Source organism: Ectothiorhodospiraceae bacterium BW-2 (assembly GCA_008375315.1).
Lineage (GTDB): Bacteria > Pseudomonadota > Gammaproteobacteria > Thiohalomonadales > Thiohalomonadaceae > BW-2.
Genome location: CP032507.1, coordinates 2,303,883 through 2,320,136 on the forward strand (window position 1 = coordinate 2,303,883; position 16,254 = coordinate 2,320,136).

Genomic DNA, 16,254 nt, shown 5'->3' on the forward strand with positions numbered 1-16,254 from the left:
GTTAGCTCGCCTTAAAGGGGATCGGCTCTCCCGCAGTATCTATCTGGTAAACACAGTTACGACCAGAACTCTTAGCCGCATAGAGGGCTGAGTCGGCCAGATCGAGCAGGGCATCCATACTGCTACTCTGGTAGAGGGTGCCGCAGACCGTGCCGATGCTGATGGTGACGCTGATATCGGCCGGGTTGAGCTGCTCGACCTGCTGGCGAATCGACTCTAGGCAGCGCCCCGCATCGGCAGGCTGACGACAGGAGAAGAGTAGGGTGAACTCCTCGCCGCCGTAGCGAATCGCGGTGCAGGCGTCGATACTCTGTAGTAGTACTCTCGCTACACCGGCGATCACCTTATCGCCGGCGGCGTGGCCGTAGGTGTCATTAATCTTCTTAAAGTGGTCGATATCGCACATCACCACCCAGAGTGGTTGATACTGCTCACGCAGGGTGTCGCTATGTTCGGTCAGGTAGCGGCGGTTATAGAGGCCGGTGAGTTTATCGGTAACCGAGAGCAGCCGTAGCTCATTGGCCTGCTGTTTTAGGGCGCGGTACTGCTGTTTGATCATTAATAGCGAGCGGATGCGGGCGATAAATATCTCCTCTAGGAGCGGTTTGGTGACAAAGTCGTTGGCACCGGCGTGGAATATTTCGATTTGGGTCTCGTTATCGTTGTTTCCGGTAATCACCAGCACCGGTAGCTCTTGACGGGAGTAGTGCATTCGGGTCCGTATCACATGGAGTAGATCGCCGCCGGTCATACTCCCTTCGAGATTAAAGTCGGTGACGACAATATCGATTTGCAGATTGTCGCTATCGCGCTCCTGCTGTAGCAGTTGATAGGCCGCCTCTGCACTCGGCAGGTGGGTAACCTGTAGGCCATGTTTGGCAAAGGTTCGGGTGGCGATGAGGGCGGCGGTACGGCTATCTTCGACATAGAGAATATGGCCGCTTAACGCGCCGTTGTGGCGGGCAAATTCGGTGATAAAGTGGCGAAAGGCGCGATAGCCGTTGGCTTTATCAAAGTAGTCGGTCACACCAGCGGCAAACCCCTCTCGCAGCAGGCGCTGATCGGCATCACCGGAGATGACCACGAGCGGTTTATAGCGGTGCCGCTCATCCTTACGCACCGTGCGACAGAGATCGAGACCATCCATATCGGGCAGCATCAGGGCGGTGGTAATGAGGTCAAACTGCTGCTGCTGCAACTGTGTTAGTGCCGCTTGTCCGGTACGGCAGGGGGTCACTTCGACCTTATGCTCTATGGTGTCGCAGATCACCTGCTGCACCAGCCGGCAAGAGACCAAAGAGTGGTCAACAATCAGCACATGGAAGAGACGGGAGGAGGAGGGAAAAGACATAGGGTAACCACTCTCATTTAGCTTTAGTTAGTTTAGGTTTAATCATCTTTTAGGTGACGAGCGACGGCGAGCCAAGAGCCGACTAGCCCTAGCAGCGCCGAGCCGAAGAGCAGTTGGGTTAGAGAGGTCAGTGTCAGGCCTTGTAGTGTCAATTGGCTATGGTAGAGCTGTGCTAGCTCTGCCACCGAGGGTTGGAGTAGTCCAAGGGCGCTCTCTACTAAAATGACGGCGATCAGCCCGCCACAGAGCCCGTACCAAAAACCGGTATAGAGGAAGGGGCGATGGATAAAGCCATCGGTAGCACCAATGAGTTTCATAATGCTGATCTCTTCCCGACGGTTATCGATAGCGAGACGAATAGTATTCCCGACCACTAAAATAACCCCCAGTGAGAGGAGTAGCGTTAATATCGACACACTGCGATAGGTCAGCTCAACTAGCGCCTGTAGCCGCTCTACCCAAGTCATATCGAGCTGGGCTAGTTCGATGTCAGGTAGCTCGCTGAGGCGTCGCTGGAGTTGCTGTAGCTGGAAAGGCTCGGCCATGCTGTGGGCGGGGGTGACATGAACCATATCGGGCAAAGGGTTGGTATCAAGGGCATCAATGGCGCTCTCTAGCCCCGAATATTGGCGAAATTCGGCCAGAGCACGCTCTTTAGAGACAAATTCGACGGCGGCGATCTCTGGTTGGCGGCGTAGCTGTTGCAGTAGTTCGTTGGTTTGGGAGGAGGAGAGCTGTGGGCGCAGAAACAGCGTCAGTTGCATCGTGTCGTCCCAGCGGTCGATCACCACGCTACTATTTTTGATCAAAAGATGGAGACCGGTGGGCAGGGTGAGTGCAATCGCAATCACCATGACCGTCATTAGGGTGGCTAACGGCTTTTCGACTAGCTCACCTAGGGTGGAGAAGAGGGTAAAGAGGTGGACGGCCGCATAGTGCCGTAGGCGGCCCCGTAGGGTGTGGCGATGGCGACGGATAGTGACTGAAGCAGGTGGTTTCATGTGGCACCTGCTAGGGAGCTATGGCGTAGTCTCCCCCTCTCTAGTGTCAGTACTGGAAACTGAAATTGGTTAATGAGCTGGGTATCGTGGCTAGCGATGAGTACGGTAACGCCAATGCGGTTAAAATCGACAAATAGCTGCATAATGTCGCGTGATAGATCGGGATCGAGGTTGCCGGTCGGCTCATCGGCCATTAAAATCAACGGTTTGTGAATCACAGCGCGAGCGATGCCGACCCGCTGCTGTTCGCCACCGGAGAGGGTAATCGGATAGGCGTTCTCTTTCGAGAGTAGGCCGACTTTGTCGAGTGCCGCCCGTACTAGGCGGGTCATATCGTTCGGATCGTAGCCGGCGATCATTAATGGCAGAGCGACATTGTCATAGACGGTATGCCCGAACAGTAGCCGATGATCTTGAAAGATCATTCCCAGTTTGCGGCGATGGTAGGGGAGCGCCTTGCGTTTAAGCTGGGAGAGGTTGTGGTTATCGACCACAATTTGGCCGCTAGTGGGCCGTTCGATGAGCGCAATGAGCCGCATTAAGGTGCTCTTACCCGCCCCCGAGTGGCCGGTAATAAAGGCCATGGTTCCGGCTGGAATATGGAACGAAATGCCGTTGAGCGCCTCAAATCCGTTGGGGTAGCGCTTGCTGACATTGGTAAAGTTGATCATGATTTTAGCGTCATCTCCGCTCTAGCCCTCCCTCTCCCGCCATCGACTCGTGGCATGATTGCTCTAAATCTGGGCCAATGCTACCCAAGTTTTAGCACGGTGTGAAGCGCTATTTCGGTGCTTGATGGCACTATATTGGCCGAATTTGCAGTTGGCTGTTGCAATAGGCGGGGCTCTTTGCTACTATTGCTCTCGTCGAATGCGGGGTGGAGCAGTCCGGTAGCTCGTCGGGCTCATAACCCGAAGGTCGTAGGTTCAAATCCTGCCCCCGCTACCAAATTTAGCCCCGTTTAACGGGGTTTTTTATTGGTACCGGACTGACCGGCCTGCATAGAGGTGCAGGTAACATTAATTGATAACAGGATGGGCCGTATGGCCCATTTTTTTTTGGAATGGCATGGCAGGTGAAAAATATTGAGCAGCTTTTAGCGCCGTCGATTACCGCTCTCGGTTTCGAGATGTGGGGCGTGTTGCTATTGTCACAGGGGCGCCATAGCGTGTTGCGGGTCTTTATCGACTCTCCCGATGGGATAACTGTCGATGATTGTGCCACCGTCAGTCGTCAGCTAAGCGCGGTGCTTGATGTCGAGGATCCGATTCGGGGTGACTATACTCTGGAGGTCTCCTCGCCCGGACTCGACCGACCGCTATTTACGCCAGCGCAGGTGGAGCGCTATTGTGGTCAGACAGTGAGTGTGCGGTTACGGCAGATGGTCTCTGGACGACGCAAATTTCAGGGGGTCGTCACCCGGGTGGAGAGTGACGGTTCGATTGCACTCGATTTAGGGGGTGAGGATGAGCTGAGCTTTACCATGGAGGAGGCCGATCGGGTTCATTTAGTACCGCAGTGGTGAGGGGTGTTGGCGTGGCAGAGTCGCTCTGTCACGCCACTTGGCTAATTCGGGGTTTTGAGGGACAGAAAGAGAATGAATAAAGAGATTTTGCTAGTCGTTGAGGCGATGTCAAATGAGAAGGCTGTGGATAAAGAGATTATCTTCAGCGCGATCGAGAGTGCACTGGCCTCGGCAACGAAAAAGCGGTACGGTAACGACATCGATGTACGGGTGGCGATTGAGCGCAGCAGTGGCGATTATGAGACCTTTCGTCGTTGGGAGGTGGTGGATGACAGCCAGACCCAGATCCTCGAAATCCCCCAGCGGCAGATCACCCTAAGTGCGGCCCGTGAGGATGCCCCGCAGATTGCGGTAGGTGACTATGTTGAGGAGCCTATCGAGTCGATAGAGTTTGGCCGCATCGCTGCCCAGACCGCGAAGCAGGTGATTGTGCAAAAGGTGCGGGAGGCGGAGCGTAGCCGAGTGGTCGATGCCTATAAGAGTCGTGTCGGTGAGCTAATTAGCGGGATTGTTAAACGGATGGAGCGCGGCGCGGTTATTTTGGATGTGGGCAATAGTGTCGAGGCGCTGGTTAGTCGCGATCACCTGATCCCGCGCGAGGCGGTTCGTAGTGGCGATAGGTTGCGCGGCTATCTCTACGCGGTTCGACCGGAGGCGCGGGGGCCGCAGCTCTTTGTCAGTCGCACGGTGTCGGAGTTTATTGTCGAGCTATTTAAAATTGAGGTTCCTGAAGTCGGTGAAGGGGTGATTGAGATTATGGCCGCCTCACGCGATCCCGGCCTACGGGCCAAAATTGCAGTCCGCACTAAAGATCAGCGCATCGACCCAGTCGGTGCCTGTGTCGGTATGCGTGGCTCTCGGGTGCAGTCGGTGACCAATGAGCTCAATGGTGAGCGGGTCGATATTGTGCTATGGGACGATAATCCCGCTCAGTTTGTCATTAATGCCATGTCACCTGCTGATGTGCAGTCGATTATTGTCGATGAGGAGGCGCACGCAATGGATGTAGCGGTCGCTGACGATCAGCTCTCGCTCGCGATTGGTCGTAATGGACAAAATGTGCGCCTAGCGAGTGAACTCAGTGGCTGGGAGTTGAATGTGATGACCGAATCGCAAGCCGAAGAGAAGAATGAGTCTGAATCGCAGGGGACGATTGCGATGTTCCAAGATACGCTCTGTGTCGATGAGGAGGTGGCGATTATCTTGGTGCAGGAGGGGTTCGCTTCGCTCGAAGAGGTGGCGTATGTCCCTATTGACGAGCTATTAGCTGTCGAAGAGTTCGAAGAGGAGATTGTGACTGAGTTGCGTTCCCGCGCTCGTGATGCACTCTTGACTCGGGAGATCTCCCAAGAGGAGCACCGTAACGATACAGCGAATGACGATTTGGCAACGATGGAGGGGATGACCCCACAACTACTGCAGAGTCTAGTTGCAGAGGGGATTACGACCATGGAGCTGTTAGCAGAGCAGGCTGTCGATGATTTAATCGACATTGAGGGTATCAGCTCCGAATTGGCCGGTAAGTTGATTATGAAAGCGAGGGAACCTTGGTTCTCTGAACAGCAAAATAGCGCCTAGTCGGGAGAGTTAAATGTCAGAAGTCTCAGTTGAAAAATTTGCTCAGCTTATTGATGTCGACCTGTCTCTACTGCTTGAACAGTTGCTGGAGGCCGGTGTGTCGGTTAATGGTGCCTCAGATCGCCTTAACGATGAAGATAAGAGCCGCTTATTAACCTATCTGCGCCAGAAGAAGTCGCACGGTTTTGGCAGTGCGGGAGAGCCGCAGGAGGCCGAGAGTGAGCCTGTTGAGGACTCCCTGTCCGCGACCGAACCGAAGAAGATCACCTTAAAGCGTCGTTCAATGAGTGAGCTGAAGCAGAAAGGGAGTGTTGGTCGTAGTAAATCGGTGCATGTCGAGGTGCGCAAGAAACGAACTTATGTGAAGCGCAGTCTGCTTGATACGCCGCAGAGTCGTCAGGAGGATGCCCAGATGGTCGAACGACTAGAGCAGCATTTAGAGGAGAGTCGTCAAGCGAAGGAGGAGGCCGTTCGTAGAGAGGCAGCCGAAAGAGAGCGGCGCGAAGAGGAGGCTAGACGCAAGGAGGCGGAGGCGCGTCAGCTCGAAGAGGCTCGTAAACAGGCCGAAGAGGAGCTGCGTGCTAAAGAGGAGGCGGCGCGGCTAGCTAAAGAGGAGGAGATGAGACGCCAACTCGCAGCGAGTGACTCGGCGCGGCAGGCAAAGGGGGAGCCTAAGGTCGCAGTGACCACCCCTAAAAAGGGGGCGAAGGCGGATCGTGCGGCGACAGCGACAGCGGTGGTGGCGGCGGCGGCGGTGACGGTGGAAGATGAGGATGAGTTAGAGCTGCCGGTTGTCGTCGCTAAAGATGACTACAAAGATGATAAAAAGCGACGCATCAAAAAGAGTCGTAGTGGCCGAGTCGATGAGGCCAAAGAGCTCCATGTCGCTAGCGAAAAGAGTGGTCGGCGCAAAAAGAGAAAGAGCCTCTCCCCGGTCGTCTCCTCTGCCCCTAAACACGAATTTTCTAAGCCGACGGCCCCCGTGGTCTATGAGGTGTCGTTGCCTGAGACGATTAGCGTGGTCGATTTAGCGCAAAAGATGTCGATTAAAGCGGCTGAAGTGATTAAGGTAATGATGAAGATGGGCTCGATGGTCACCATTAATCAGATTCTGGATCAAGAGACGGCGATTATTGTGGTCGAGGAGATGGGGCATAGAGCCGTTGTGATGAAGGAGAATGCCCTTGAAGAGGAGGTGATTCACCAAAGCGGCGATGAGGCGGATGCGGTGACTCGTGCACCGGTAGTGACGATTATGGGCCATGTTGACCACGGTAAAACTTCGCTGTTAGATCATATTCGCGAGACTCGGGTCGCCGCTGGTGAAGCGGGGGGGATTACCCAACATATCGGTGCCTACCATGTCGAAACCGGGCACGGCGTGATCACCTTTCTCGATACTCCCGGCCACGCGGCCTTTACCGCTATGCGGGCGAGGGGGGCAGAGGCGACCGATATCGTCATTTTGGTGGTTGCAGCCGATGATGGGGTGATGCCGCAGACTCGGGAGGCGGTACAGCACTCAAGAGCCGCCGGGGTGCCGTTAATTATTGCGATAAACAAAATCGACAAACCCGAAGCCGATCCAGATAGGGTGAAAAATGAGCTGGCGCAGCTCAATGTTATCCCCGAGGCGTGGGGTGGCGATACGATGTTTGTCCATGTCTCCGCTAAGAGTGGTGAGGGGATCGATGAGCTACTGGAGTCGATTCTGCTACAGGCCGAAGTGCTGGAGCTTAAAGCGATTGATCACGGCCAGGCGCGAGGGGTGGTGATCGAATCTCGTCTCGATAAGGGGCGGGGGACAGTTTCATCACTGTTAGTACAGAGCGGCTGTCTGCAAAAGGGCGATATTATTCTGGCCGGACATGAGTTTGGTCGCATTAGAGCGATGCTAGATGAGGCGGGGCGACCGGTGGAGAGAGCAGGGCCTTCGATTCCGGTTGAGGTTTTAGGGCTCTCTGGCACCCCCGATGCCGGCGAACAGTTTGTGACCGTTACCGATGAGAGAAAGGCGCGCGAGGTTGCCCTGTTTCGGCAGGGGAAATTCCGTGAGGTCAAATTTGCCCGACAGCAGCAGGCGAAACTCGAACAGATGTTTAACCGCATGGAAGATGGCGATGTCAATACCGTGAATATCTTGCTAAAGGCCGATGTGCAAGGCTCTGTTGAGGCGATTAGTGACGCGCTGCTCAATCTCTCTACTGACGAGGTCAGAGTGAAAATTGTGGCCGGTGGGGTAGGGGGTATCAATGAATCGGATGCCCATCTAGCGGTCGCCTCTAATGCGATTATCATCGGCTTTAATGTCCGTGCCGATAGCGGCGCAAAACGAGTTATTGACGAGCAGGAGATCGATCTCCACTACTACAGCGTCATCTACGAGGTGATCGACGAGGTTCGTTTGGCGATGAGCGGCATGCTCGCCCCAGAGTTTAGGGAGGCTATTATCGGTCTAGCCGAAGTGCGTGATCTGTTCCGTTCGCCCAAATTTGGCGCCATTGCCGGCTGTATGGTGATAGATGGGATGGTAAAACGGCACAACCCGATTCGGGTACTGCGCGATAATATCGTCATCTATGAGGGGGAGCTAGAGTCGCTGCGCCGCTACAAAGAGGATGTGAATGAGGTTAAGGCGGGAGCTGAGTGCGGCATTGGGGTCAAAAACTACAACGATGTTAAGGTCGGCGATCAGATCGAGGTCTATGAGCGCATAGAGGTGAAACGGAGCCTGTGAAAGAGTTCAGTCGAAACCGTCGTCTAGGTGAGCTGCTACAGCGAGAGCTCTCGGCGCTCATTAGCCACGATATGGAGAGCCCACCGGGGATGCTGTTAACCCTATCGGGAGTCGAGGTTGCTCCCGACCTATCGGTAGCACGGGTCTTTGTGACTTTTATTCCCGATGAGCTATCGCAGCGGCAGGCGTGGCTGCTGCGGCTAAATCGTGCCGCGGGCCACTGGCGGGGTGAGTTAGGGCGGCTGTTACATCTAAAGCGGATTCCGAAGTTGCAGTTTGTCTATGATAGCTCTGTCGAACAGGGGGCGCGACTAAGCCAAGTGATCAATCAAGCACTAGCTAGTGATAAGCGGGAGAGGGACAAAGATGGGGCGTAGGCGACCTAAAGGGCGGCCAGTTAACGGTATTTTATTACTGAATAAGCCGATTGGAGCTACCTCTAACCATGCGTTGCAGCAGGTAAAACGGCTCTATCAGGCGGCTAAAGCGGGGCACACCGGTAACCTTGATCCGCTCGCGAGTGGGATGTTACCGATCTGCTTTGGCGAGGCGACTAAATATTCAGCCTTTTTACTCGATGCGACTAAGCGCTATGTCGGCACCTGTCAACTAGGGGTAACGACAACGACCGCTGATGCCGAAGGGGAGGTGATCGAGAGCTGTGATGTCCCCCCATTGAGTTTGGCGCAGATAGAGTCGGTACTAGAGCAGTTTCGGGGCGAGATTGAGCAGCTACCCCCGATGTATTCGGCCTTAAAACATAAAGGGCAGCCCCTCTATAAGCTCGCACGGGAGGGCAAAGAGATTGAGCGGCAGCCACGACGAGTGACTATCTATGAGCTGACGCTCCAGCAGCAGCGGCAAGATGCGCTGTTGTTAGAGGTCTTCTGCTCTAAGGGAACCTATATTCGCACCTTGGTGGAGGATATTGGCAAACAGCTCGGTTGCGGTGCCCACCTGTCACAGCTAGAACGAACTGCGGTAGGGCCATTTCAGGCCTCTGAGATGGTGACCATGGCGCAGTTAGAGTCGGTGCAGAGTCCGGCAGAGAGGGAGCAGTGGCTAGTCGGGTTGGATCGGGCGGTCGCCGATTTTACCCCACTTAGCGTAACGCCTACCGGCGAGTTCTACCTGCAGCAGGGGCAGCCGATTCAAATTGCCGCAGCGCCGGCAAGCGGATGGGTGCGGCTCTATAGCGGCGATGGGCGTTTTATTGGTGTGGGTGTCGTGCTCGACGATGGTCGTATCGGGCCGAAACGGATTATTCAGCACTAGCTATAGCGATAGAGTCGATCGGTTATCAACGGTTTTTGTCTCACAGTCACAATTGATCTGGAAACAGGCGGCTGTGAGGGGGTAAAATAGCGGTTTTCCGCGTTGTGTATGACTAGGAGTCAAAAAAATATGTCACTAACTTGCGAACAGAAGTCCGAAATTGTCAAACAGTATGGCAAAAATGAGAGCGATACCGGCTCGGCAGAGGTGCAGATTGCGCTGCTGTCGGCCAATATCGATGGGCTTTCGGGCCATTTTAAGGCCAATATTCACGATCACCACAGCCGCCGTGGTCTGCTGCGGATGGTTAGTCAGCGTCGTAAGCTGCTAGACTATCTTAAAAGTAAAGATGTTGAGCGCTATCGCTCGATTATCTCCCGTCTCGGTCTGCGTAAATAGAACACGCAACAATAACTCGTCTATTGCCACCTAAATAATCAGTCAGGATTCAATCATCGTGTCAGCTACCATCAAAGAGTTCCAATACGGAGCACATACCGTTCGTCTTGAAACGGGAGAGATCGCCAAACAGGCGAGCGGAGCCGTTATGTGCAGTATGGGGGATACTGTGGTCATGGTTACCGCCGTGGCTCTGCAAGAGGCGGTCGAGGGCCGTGACTTCTTTCCTCTAACGGTTAACTATCAGGAGCGTAACTATGCTGCTGGCAAGATTCCGGGCGGATTTTTCCGGCGTGAGGGGCGGCCGAGTGAGAAAGAGACCCTCACCTCGCGCTTGATCGATAGACCTTTGCGGCCACTATTCCCCGATGGCTTTACCAATGAGGTGCAGGTGATTGCCACCGTGATGTCACTTGACCCCGATATTGATGCCGAAATTCCGGCGATGATCGGTGCCTCAGCCGCGCTAACCCTATCGGGAGTCCCCTTTCATGGCCCTCTCGGTGCAGCTCGCGTCGGTTATCGTGACGGTGCCTATCTGCTCAACCCATCGATGAGTGAGCTGACCGAGTCTCAGCTCGATTTAATCGTGGCTGGCACCGAAAGTGCGGTGCTGATGGTGGAGTCGGAGGCGCAGCTACTGAGCGAAGAGGTGATGCTCGGTGCGGTCGTCTATGGCCATGAGCAGATGCAGACGGTGATTGAGGCGATCAAAGCGTTAAAGGCGGAGGCCGGTAAACCCGATTGGGAGTGGCAGCCGCCGCAGGCAAATAGTGCGCTTGCGGACGCTGTCGCCGCGCTAGCGAGCGATGGGGTGAGCGAAGCGTACCAAATTAGCGACAAAATGGCCCGTTATGCCAAATTGAGCCAAATTCGCAGCGATGTTATTGCCAAACTCAGTGATGAGTCGGCTGAGGTGTATTGGGAAGCGGCTGAGATCGGCAGCGCTATCGGCAAACTGGAGAAGAGGATTGTGCGCAGCCAGATTATTGCCGGCCATCCCCGCATTGATGGTCGCGATACGGCAACGGTGCGTCCCATTACCATTCGTACCGGTCTCCTACCACGAACCCACGGTTCAGCTCTCTTTACCCGGGGTGAGACCCAAGCGCTGGTAGTGACGACACTCGGTACGGCAAGGGATGCACAAATTATTGATGCGATTGAGGGCGAGCACAAAGACCACTTTCTGCTCCACTACAACTTCCCCCCCTTCTGTGTAGGGGAGACCGGTATGGTAGGGAGCCCTAAGCGGCGTGAGATTGGCCACGGTCGCTTAGCTAAGCGCGGTGTGGCGGCGGTGATGCCCGATCCAGAGCTGTTCCCCTACACCGTGCGGGTGGTGTCGGAGATTACCGAATCGAACGGCTCTAGCTCCATGGCTAGCGTCTGCGGTAGTTCGCTATCGATGATGGATGCAGGCGTACCGCTAAAGGCTGCGGTGGCCGGCGTTGCTATGGGCTTAATCAAAGAGAGTGACCGCTTTGCGGTGCTCACTGATATTATGGGCGATGAGGATCACCTCGGCGATATGGATTTTAAGGTCGCAGGCTCTGCCGAAGGGATCACGGCGCTACAGATGGATATTAAGATAGAGGGGATCACCCGCGATATTATGGCGCAGGCGCTAGAGCAGGCGCACGCAGGACGGCTCCATATTCTCGGTGAGATGAATCGGGTTCTCGCCGCGCCGAGAGAGGAGATGTCCGACTACGCACCGCGCTATATCACCTTCCGCATTAACCCCGATAAGATTCGTGATGTCATCGGCAAAGGGGGCGCGACCATTCGTGCTCTGACCGAAGAGACCGGAGTGAGTATCGATATCGACGATGAGGGCAATGTTAAGATCGCCTCGGTCGATAACATTGCCGGTCAGGAGGCGAAGCGGCGGATTGAACTGCTAACGGCCGATGTCGAAGTCGGCATGACCTATGAGGGCAAAGTGGTGAAGTTGATGGATTTTGGTGCCTTTGTCACGGTGTTACCGGGCAAGGATGGCCTAGTCCATATCTCCCAAATCTCTGAAGAGCGGGTCGAGAAGGTGAGTGATAAGCTCTCAGAAGGGGATGTTATTCGAGTTAAAGTACTCGAAATCGATAAGCAGGGGCGTATTCGCCTGAGTATGAAGGCGGCTGATAGCGACTAGAGGTGGCTGCCGAATTGCAACTAGCCAATCCACGCGGCTTCTGTGCCGGTGTGGATCGGGCTATTGCCATCGTTAACCGCGCGCTAGAGCTCTTCGGTACTCCGGTCTATGTTCGCCATGAGGTAGTTCATAACCGTTTTGTGGTGCAGCAGCTACAACAGAGGGGCGCTGTCTTTGTCGATACGCTAGCGCAGGTTCCGAGGCAGAGTACCGTCATTTTCAGTGCCCATGGTGTCTCCCAACGGGTGGTCGATGAGGCGCGGCAGCGGCAGCTACAAGTCTTTGACGCCACCTGTCCCTTAGTGACAAAAGTCCACCTTGAGGTCGCTCGTCACGATAGAGATGGGGATAATGTGGTGATGATTGGCCACGCCGGTCACCCTGAAGTGGAGGGCACCTTAGGGCGCTATCACGGTAGCGCCGGTGGGGAGATTGTGCTGGTCGAATCGGTTGCCGATGTGGCTAAACTGGCGTTTAAACAGCCAAGGCCGCTCTACTATGTCACCCAAACCACGCTATCGATGGAGGATACCCGTGACATTGTTGAGGCTCTAAAACGCCATTTTGCCGATATCAGGGGGCAAAATCGGGAGGATATCTGCTACGCTACCCAAAATCGTCAGGAGGCGGTTAAGGCGCTGGCGCAGCAGTGTGATCTGCTATTAGTGGTCGGTTCGGCCAACAGCTCTAACTCCAACCGCCTGCGTGAAGTGGCGGCTCGATCGGGGTGCGAGAGCTATTTAATCGATAGCGCGGCAGATATTCAGCTGCACTGGTTACAAGGACGGGAGCGGATCGGTCTCACCGCCGGAGCCTCGGCACCTGAGGTGCTGGTCGAAGAGGTGATTGCCTATCTACAGCAGCAGGGGGTTGACTACCAGCCGCTACCGCAGCGCTCTAACGAAGAGATTATCTTCCCCCTACCGAAAATGTTGCGCTAAAGGTTATGCTAGTGGGGTCTGTTTTTGTGATGGGGGTTGCGTTGAGGGTCGTTTTTTGAGCTATACTAACGCTACTGATGATTCAACTTAAATTCAATGAAAGGACATATTACCATGCAATATACCACTTTAGGTCGGCAGCTATTGCTCGCCACGCTAGTTAGCGTCGTCGCCGTCGGTTGCTCCTCTACCCAAGAGATTGAAGAGAAGCCGATTGTGGTTGTCAACACGCCGGAACCTATGCCTGCACCAGAGCCGGAGCCGGTAGTTGAGGTTCAGACAGCACCGGTCGTTGAGTCCACCGTCGTGCCGAATGGGAGCTACGAGGTCGCCCGCGGGGATAGTTTGTGGCGTATCTCTGCTAAAAGCGCTATCTATGGTAACCCCTATCATTGGCCGATGATCTATAAAACTAACCGTCACCAGATTAAAGATGCCGATTTAATCTATCCAGGCCAGGTGCTGGAGATAGAGCGCAATGCCACCACCTCGCAGATGGAGGCCGCTGTTGCCCACGCCCGTCATCGCGGCGCTTGGTCATTAGGCGAGATCGAGGAGAGCGACCGTCGCTATCTGGTCGAGTAGCTTAGCTGCGTGTTAGGAGGAGGGGCGATGTTTTTGATGATTAAATGTGGCTCACCGTGTCGTGTCGGTCTGTGGCACAGCATCGCAGCGCTGCTGCTGCTGGCTGTTTCGGCTGTTTCACCGTTACAGGCAGAGATTCGAGACGCTCAAAGCCACTTTTTTCAGGAGACCTTCTACGATTTTACCGAAGAGCTAGCGTTAGCTCAGGAGGAGGGGAAAAAGGGGGTGCTGCTCTTTTTTGAGATGGATGAGTGCCCCTTCTGCCACTACATGAAGGAGACTATTCTCAATCGTAGTGAGGTTCAGGACTATTTTCGAGAGCACTTTCGTATCTTTAGTGTCGATATCGAAGGGGATGTCGAGATAACCGACTTTAGTGGCGCTATCATGAAGCAGAAGGAGTTTGCGACCAAAGCGCATCGCGTTAGGGCAACCCCAGTGACCGCCTTTTTTGACCTAGAGGGTCAGTTGGTGCACCGCTTTACCGGCAAAACCTCCGGCGTAGAGGAGTTTCTGTTAATGGGGCGCTTTGTGGCCGAACAGCACTATAAAAACGAGCGGTTTGTGCAGTTCAAACGGCGTCATCGCCAGTAACAGTGGCCTTGTTCATCACACCGTTATGGTGAGCGCGATGGTGAGTAAAGGAGCCGCTATCCTCGTACTACTACTCTCACTGCCTTGGGCGCACGCTGAGGAGGCGGTGCCACTGCCAGAACCGTTGACGCTTGAGAGTGCGCTCGACTATGCGACAACCCTGCGTGGCGCGGTCGCTTGGCAGCAGCAGAGTGAGGTGGCGCGATTAGAGCAGCGGCGAGCCGAACTGGAGCAGCGCCAGGCGCCACAGCTCGATCTTGAGGGGCGGCTGCGCTGGCGTGGCGTGACCGATGAGGGGCTCGATCCCCGTTTTGATGATCACCGACTCGCCCTGCTCTATCGCCAGCAACTCACCGACTTTGGCCGTACCGATCTCTCTTGGCAGGCGCTCGATTTGAGCGAACAGGAGGTGCAGCTCCAAGAGCGGCAGCGCACCTATCAGCAGCGGCTAGAGGTGATGCAGCGCTTTTTTGCGGTACTGCTAGCCGATCTGCACAATAACTATCTGGATGAGCGCCTCTCAATCGCCTTTATCCGCTTTGATCGCCAGCGTGAGCGTCAACTTTTAGGTCAAAGTTCTGAGTTAGAGGGGTTGCGTTTAGAGTCTGCCTACCAACAGATTTTACTCGAAAAGCGCCAAGCCCAAAACGATCAGCGCTATCAACGCTCCTTGCTCGCCACTGTACTAGGGCATACCGGTCAACTCCCATCTGAGCTGCTAATGCCCTCCCTGACCTATCCGCCTGAACAGCCCCTACCGCCATTCGATAAGGTAAATCAGCTATTGCAGCAGCACAATCTGCAGCTAGCGGTGGTGGAGCAGCAGTTAGCTGTGTTACAGCGCCAGCAGTTAGCGCTAGATCGGGGCTTTGGGGCGACGCTACACGGTGAGGCCGAGGTAGCTGATGGCCCGGCAGAGGCCGAAGATGGTGCTAACCGCTGGCGCATCGGTCTGAAGCTGACGCTGCCGTTAAGTGACCGAGGTCAACGCAACGCGGAGCTAGCGGTGGTGGCAGCACAACGAGCAGAGCGACAGAGTGAACAGCAGCAGCTACGAGACAGGCTCTACAATCGGGCGCTGGAGCTCTGGTTGCAACTCTCCGAACTTAGCCAGCAGCTTCAGGCCAGTCGCGTCCATACCCTCTACCGAGAGTACTATCTCGACAATAGTCGCGCGAACTATGAGATGGAGTTTCAGGCCGATTTAGGCGATGCGATGATTGAGATGTCGGTGGCGCAAAAGCGCTATCTACAGACACAGATGGCGTTAATGTTGGCACACGAGGAGCTCGATGCGCTGCTAAATGGCCACTGGCGACCCCTGTTAGCCGGTAGTGCGAATGGTAATCATTGAGAATAACGGGAAATTTGCTATGTCACGACTCTTGACCCTCTGTTTCATGCTCGGATTGCTGCTATTGCCAGCGACTAGAGTTGTCGCCGAATCGTTGCAGCTTTTAGTGTTGCACTGGCTGCCGACGCTGCCGCTAGCCCCTCTTGACTCTGGCGAGGTGGTTAAGATTGCCGTCACCCCTGGAGAGAGGGTGAGTCGAGGGGCGCTACTGCTACAACTCAATAACCAAGTTGAGCAGCAGGCGGTGAGCGCCGCTACCGCCGAGCTTAACAGGGCAGAGCTACAGCACCGAGCCGCACTGCGAGAGCATGATCGTATTCGCGATCTCTACGATAGAACGCTTATCTCTGAGCGGGAGAGGGAGTTAGGTGAAGTGGCACTAGCCGAGGTCGAAAGCGCCCGACAACAGGCGAAGCTGAATCTGCAGCAGGCCGACAGAGCCCTGCGCTATCGGACTTTACGAGCACCTTTTGAGGCGATGGTCGTCCGACTCGATAGTCAACTAGGCGATCGCTTTAACGCCGCCACGGCCACTCGATCGCTCATAACGGTGGTGCCGGCCACTCAGCTACGCTTTATTACCGCTCGTCAGGGGTCAATGGCACCGGAGCCCCGTATTACCGTGCGGGTCGATGGCAAAGAGCTAGAGGCGAGTTATGCCGGCTTGGTCAATCGCTCCGGTGAGGAGAGCCTCTACCATAGCTATACGGTGCCGTGGCAGCCAGGTCTGGTTGCCGGTGAGGAGGTCTTTTTACCGTAGTTCTG

15 protein-coding genes and 1 tRNA gene are annotated in these 16,254 nt (G+C 55.0%); 13 read left to right on the forward strand and 3 right to left on the reverse strand.

Going from position 1 to position 16,254, the window contains the following annotated elements:
* Window position 1: 1 nt before the first annotated feature.
* The 3 genes from D5085_11180 to ftsE are packed head-to-tail and all read right to left on the reverse strand — an operon-like array spanning window position 2 to window position 3,023.
* A complete protein-coding gene (locus D5085_11180; GenBank protein ID QEP43635.1) occupies window positions 2-1,351 on the reverse strand; it encodes a response regulator in 1,350 nt (449 codons plus the stop codon).
* 38 nt (window positions 1,352-1,389) lie between these two features.
* Window positions 1,390-2,352: a cell division protein FtsX gene (gene ftsX / locus D5085_11185; protein QEP43636.1), complete on the reverse strand. Its 963-nt coding sequence runs from the start codon at window positions 2,350-2,352 to the stop codon at window positions 1,390-1,392.
* A complete protein-coding gene (gene ftsE / locus D5085_11190) occupies window positions 2,349-3,023 on the reverse strand; it encodes a cell division ATP-binding protein FtsE (GenBank protein QEP43637.1) in 675 nt (224 codons plus the stop codon). Before ftsE ends, ftsX begins: the two co-directional genes overlap by 4 nt.
* Window positions 3,024-3,223: 200 nt before the next feature.
* On the opposite strand from ftsE, the gene D5085_11195 reads away from it, so the two are divergent.
* From D5085_11195 to D5085_11255, 13 genes are all read left to right on the forward strand, one after another.
* Window positions 3,224-3,300 (forward strand) — tRNA-Met (locus tag D5085_11195).
* Window positions 3,301-3,415: 115 nt separating this feature from the next.
* Window positions 3,416-3,877 carry a ribosome maturation factor RimP gene (rimP, locus tag D5085_11200; protein ID QEP43638.1) on the forward strand — a complete coding sequence of 154 codons (462 nt, stop codon included), beginning with the start codon at window positions 3,416-3,418 and terminating at the stop codon, window positions 3,875-3,877.
* Between the two features lie 72 nt (window positions 3,878-3,949).
* Window positions 3,950-5,455: a transcription termination/antitermination protein NusA gene (gene nusA / locus D5085_11205; protein ID QEP43639.1), complete on the forward strand. Its 1,506-nt coding sequence runs from the start codon at window positions 3,950-3,952 to the stop codon at window positions 5,453-5,455.
* A 13-nt stretch (window positions 5,456-5,468) separates the two neighbouring features.
* Window positions 5,469-8,192, forward strand: coding sequence for a translation initiation factor IF-2 (locus D5085_11210; protein QEP43640.1), 2,724 nt, complete (start codon window positions 5,469-5,471; stop codon window positions 8,190-8,192).
* Window positions 8,189-8,569 carry a 30S ribosome-binding factor RbfA gene (rbfA, locus tag D5085_11215; protein QEP43641.1) on the forward strand — a complete coding sequence of 127 codons (381 nt, stop codon included), beginning with the start codon at window positions 8,189-8,191 and terminating at the stop codon, window positions 8,567-8,569. The genes D5085_11210 and rbfA overlap by 4 nt, the downstream gene beginning before the upstream one ends.
* A complete protein-coding gene (gene truB / locus D5085_11220) occupies window positions 8,559-9,467 on the forward strand; it encodes a tRNA pseudouridine(55) synthase TruB (protein ID QEP43642.1) in 909 nt (302 codons plus the stop codon). Before rbfA ends, truB begins: the two co-directional genes overlap by 11 nt.
* A 129-nt stretch (window positions 9,468-9,596) precedes the next feature.
* Window positions 9,597-9,866 carry a 30S ribosomal protein S15 gene (locus D5085_11225; protein QEP43643.1) on the forward strand — a complete coding sequence of 90 codons (270 nt, stop codon included), beginning with the start codon at window positions 9,597-9,599 and terminating at the stop codon, window positions 9,864-9,866.
* 58 nt (window positions 9,867-9,924) lie between these two features.
* Window positions 9,925-12,015: a polyribonucleotide nucleotidyltransferase gene (pnp, locus tag D5085_11230; protein ID QEP43644.1), complete on the forward strand. Its 2,091-nt coding sequence runs from the start codon at window positions 9,925-9,927 to the stop codon at window positions 12,013-12,015.
* 2 nt (window positions 12,016-12,017) lie between these two features.
* Entirely contained in the window at window positions 12,018-12,956 is a 939-nt protein-coding gene (locus D5085_11235) for a 4-hydroxy-3-methylbut-2-enyl diphosphate reductase (protein ID QEP43645.1), read from the forward strand.
* A gap of 114 nt (window positions 12,957-13,070) precedes the next feature.
* Window positions 13,071-13,541: a LysM peptidoglycan-binding domain-containing protein gene (locus tag D5085_11240; GenBank protein QEP45138.1), complete on the forward strand. Its 471-nt coding sequence runs from the start codon at window positions 13,071-13,073 to the stop codon at window positions 13,539-13,541.
* Window positions 13,542-13,577: 36 nt separating this feature from the next.
* Window positions 13,578-14,135, forward strand: coding sequence for a thioredoxin (locus tag D5085_11245; protein ID QEP45139.1), 558 nt, complete (start codon window positions 13,578-13,580; stop codon window positions 14,133-14,135).
* A gap of 25 nt (window positions 14,136-14,160) precedes the next feature.
* The gene (locus D5085_11250) at window positions 14,161-15,489 is read left to right on the forward strand and encodes a TolC family protein (GenBank protein QEP43646.1); all 1,329 of its coding nucleotides are present in this window, start codon (window positions 14,161-14,163) and stop codon (window positions 15,487-15,489) included.
* Entirely contained in the window at window positions 15,476-16,249 is a 774-nt protein-coding gene (locus tag D5085_11255; GenBank protein QEP43647.1) for a hypothetical protein, read from the forward strand. The genes D5085_11250 and D5085_11255 overlap by 14 nt, the downstream gene beginning before the upstream one ends.
* Window positions 16,250-16,254: the final 5 nt, after the last annotated feature.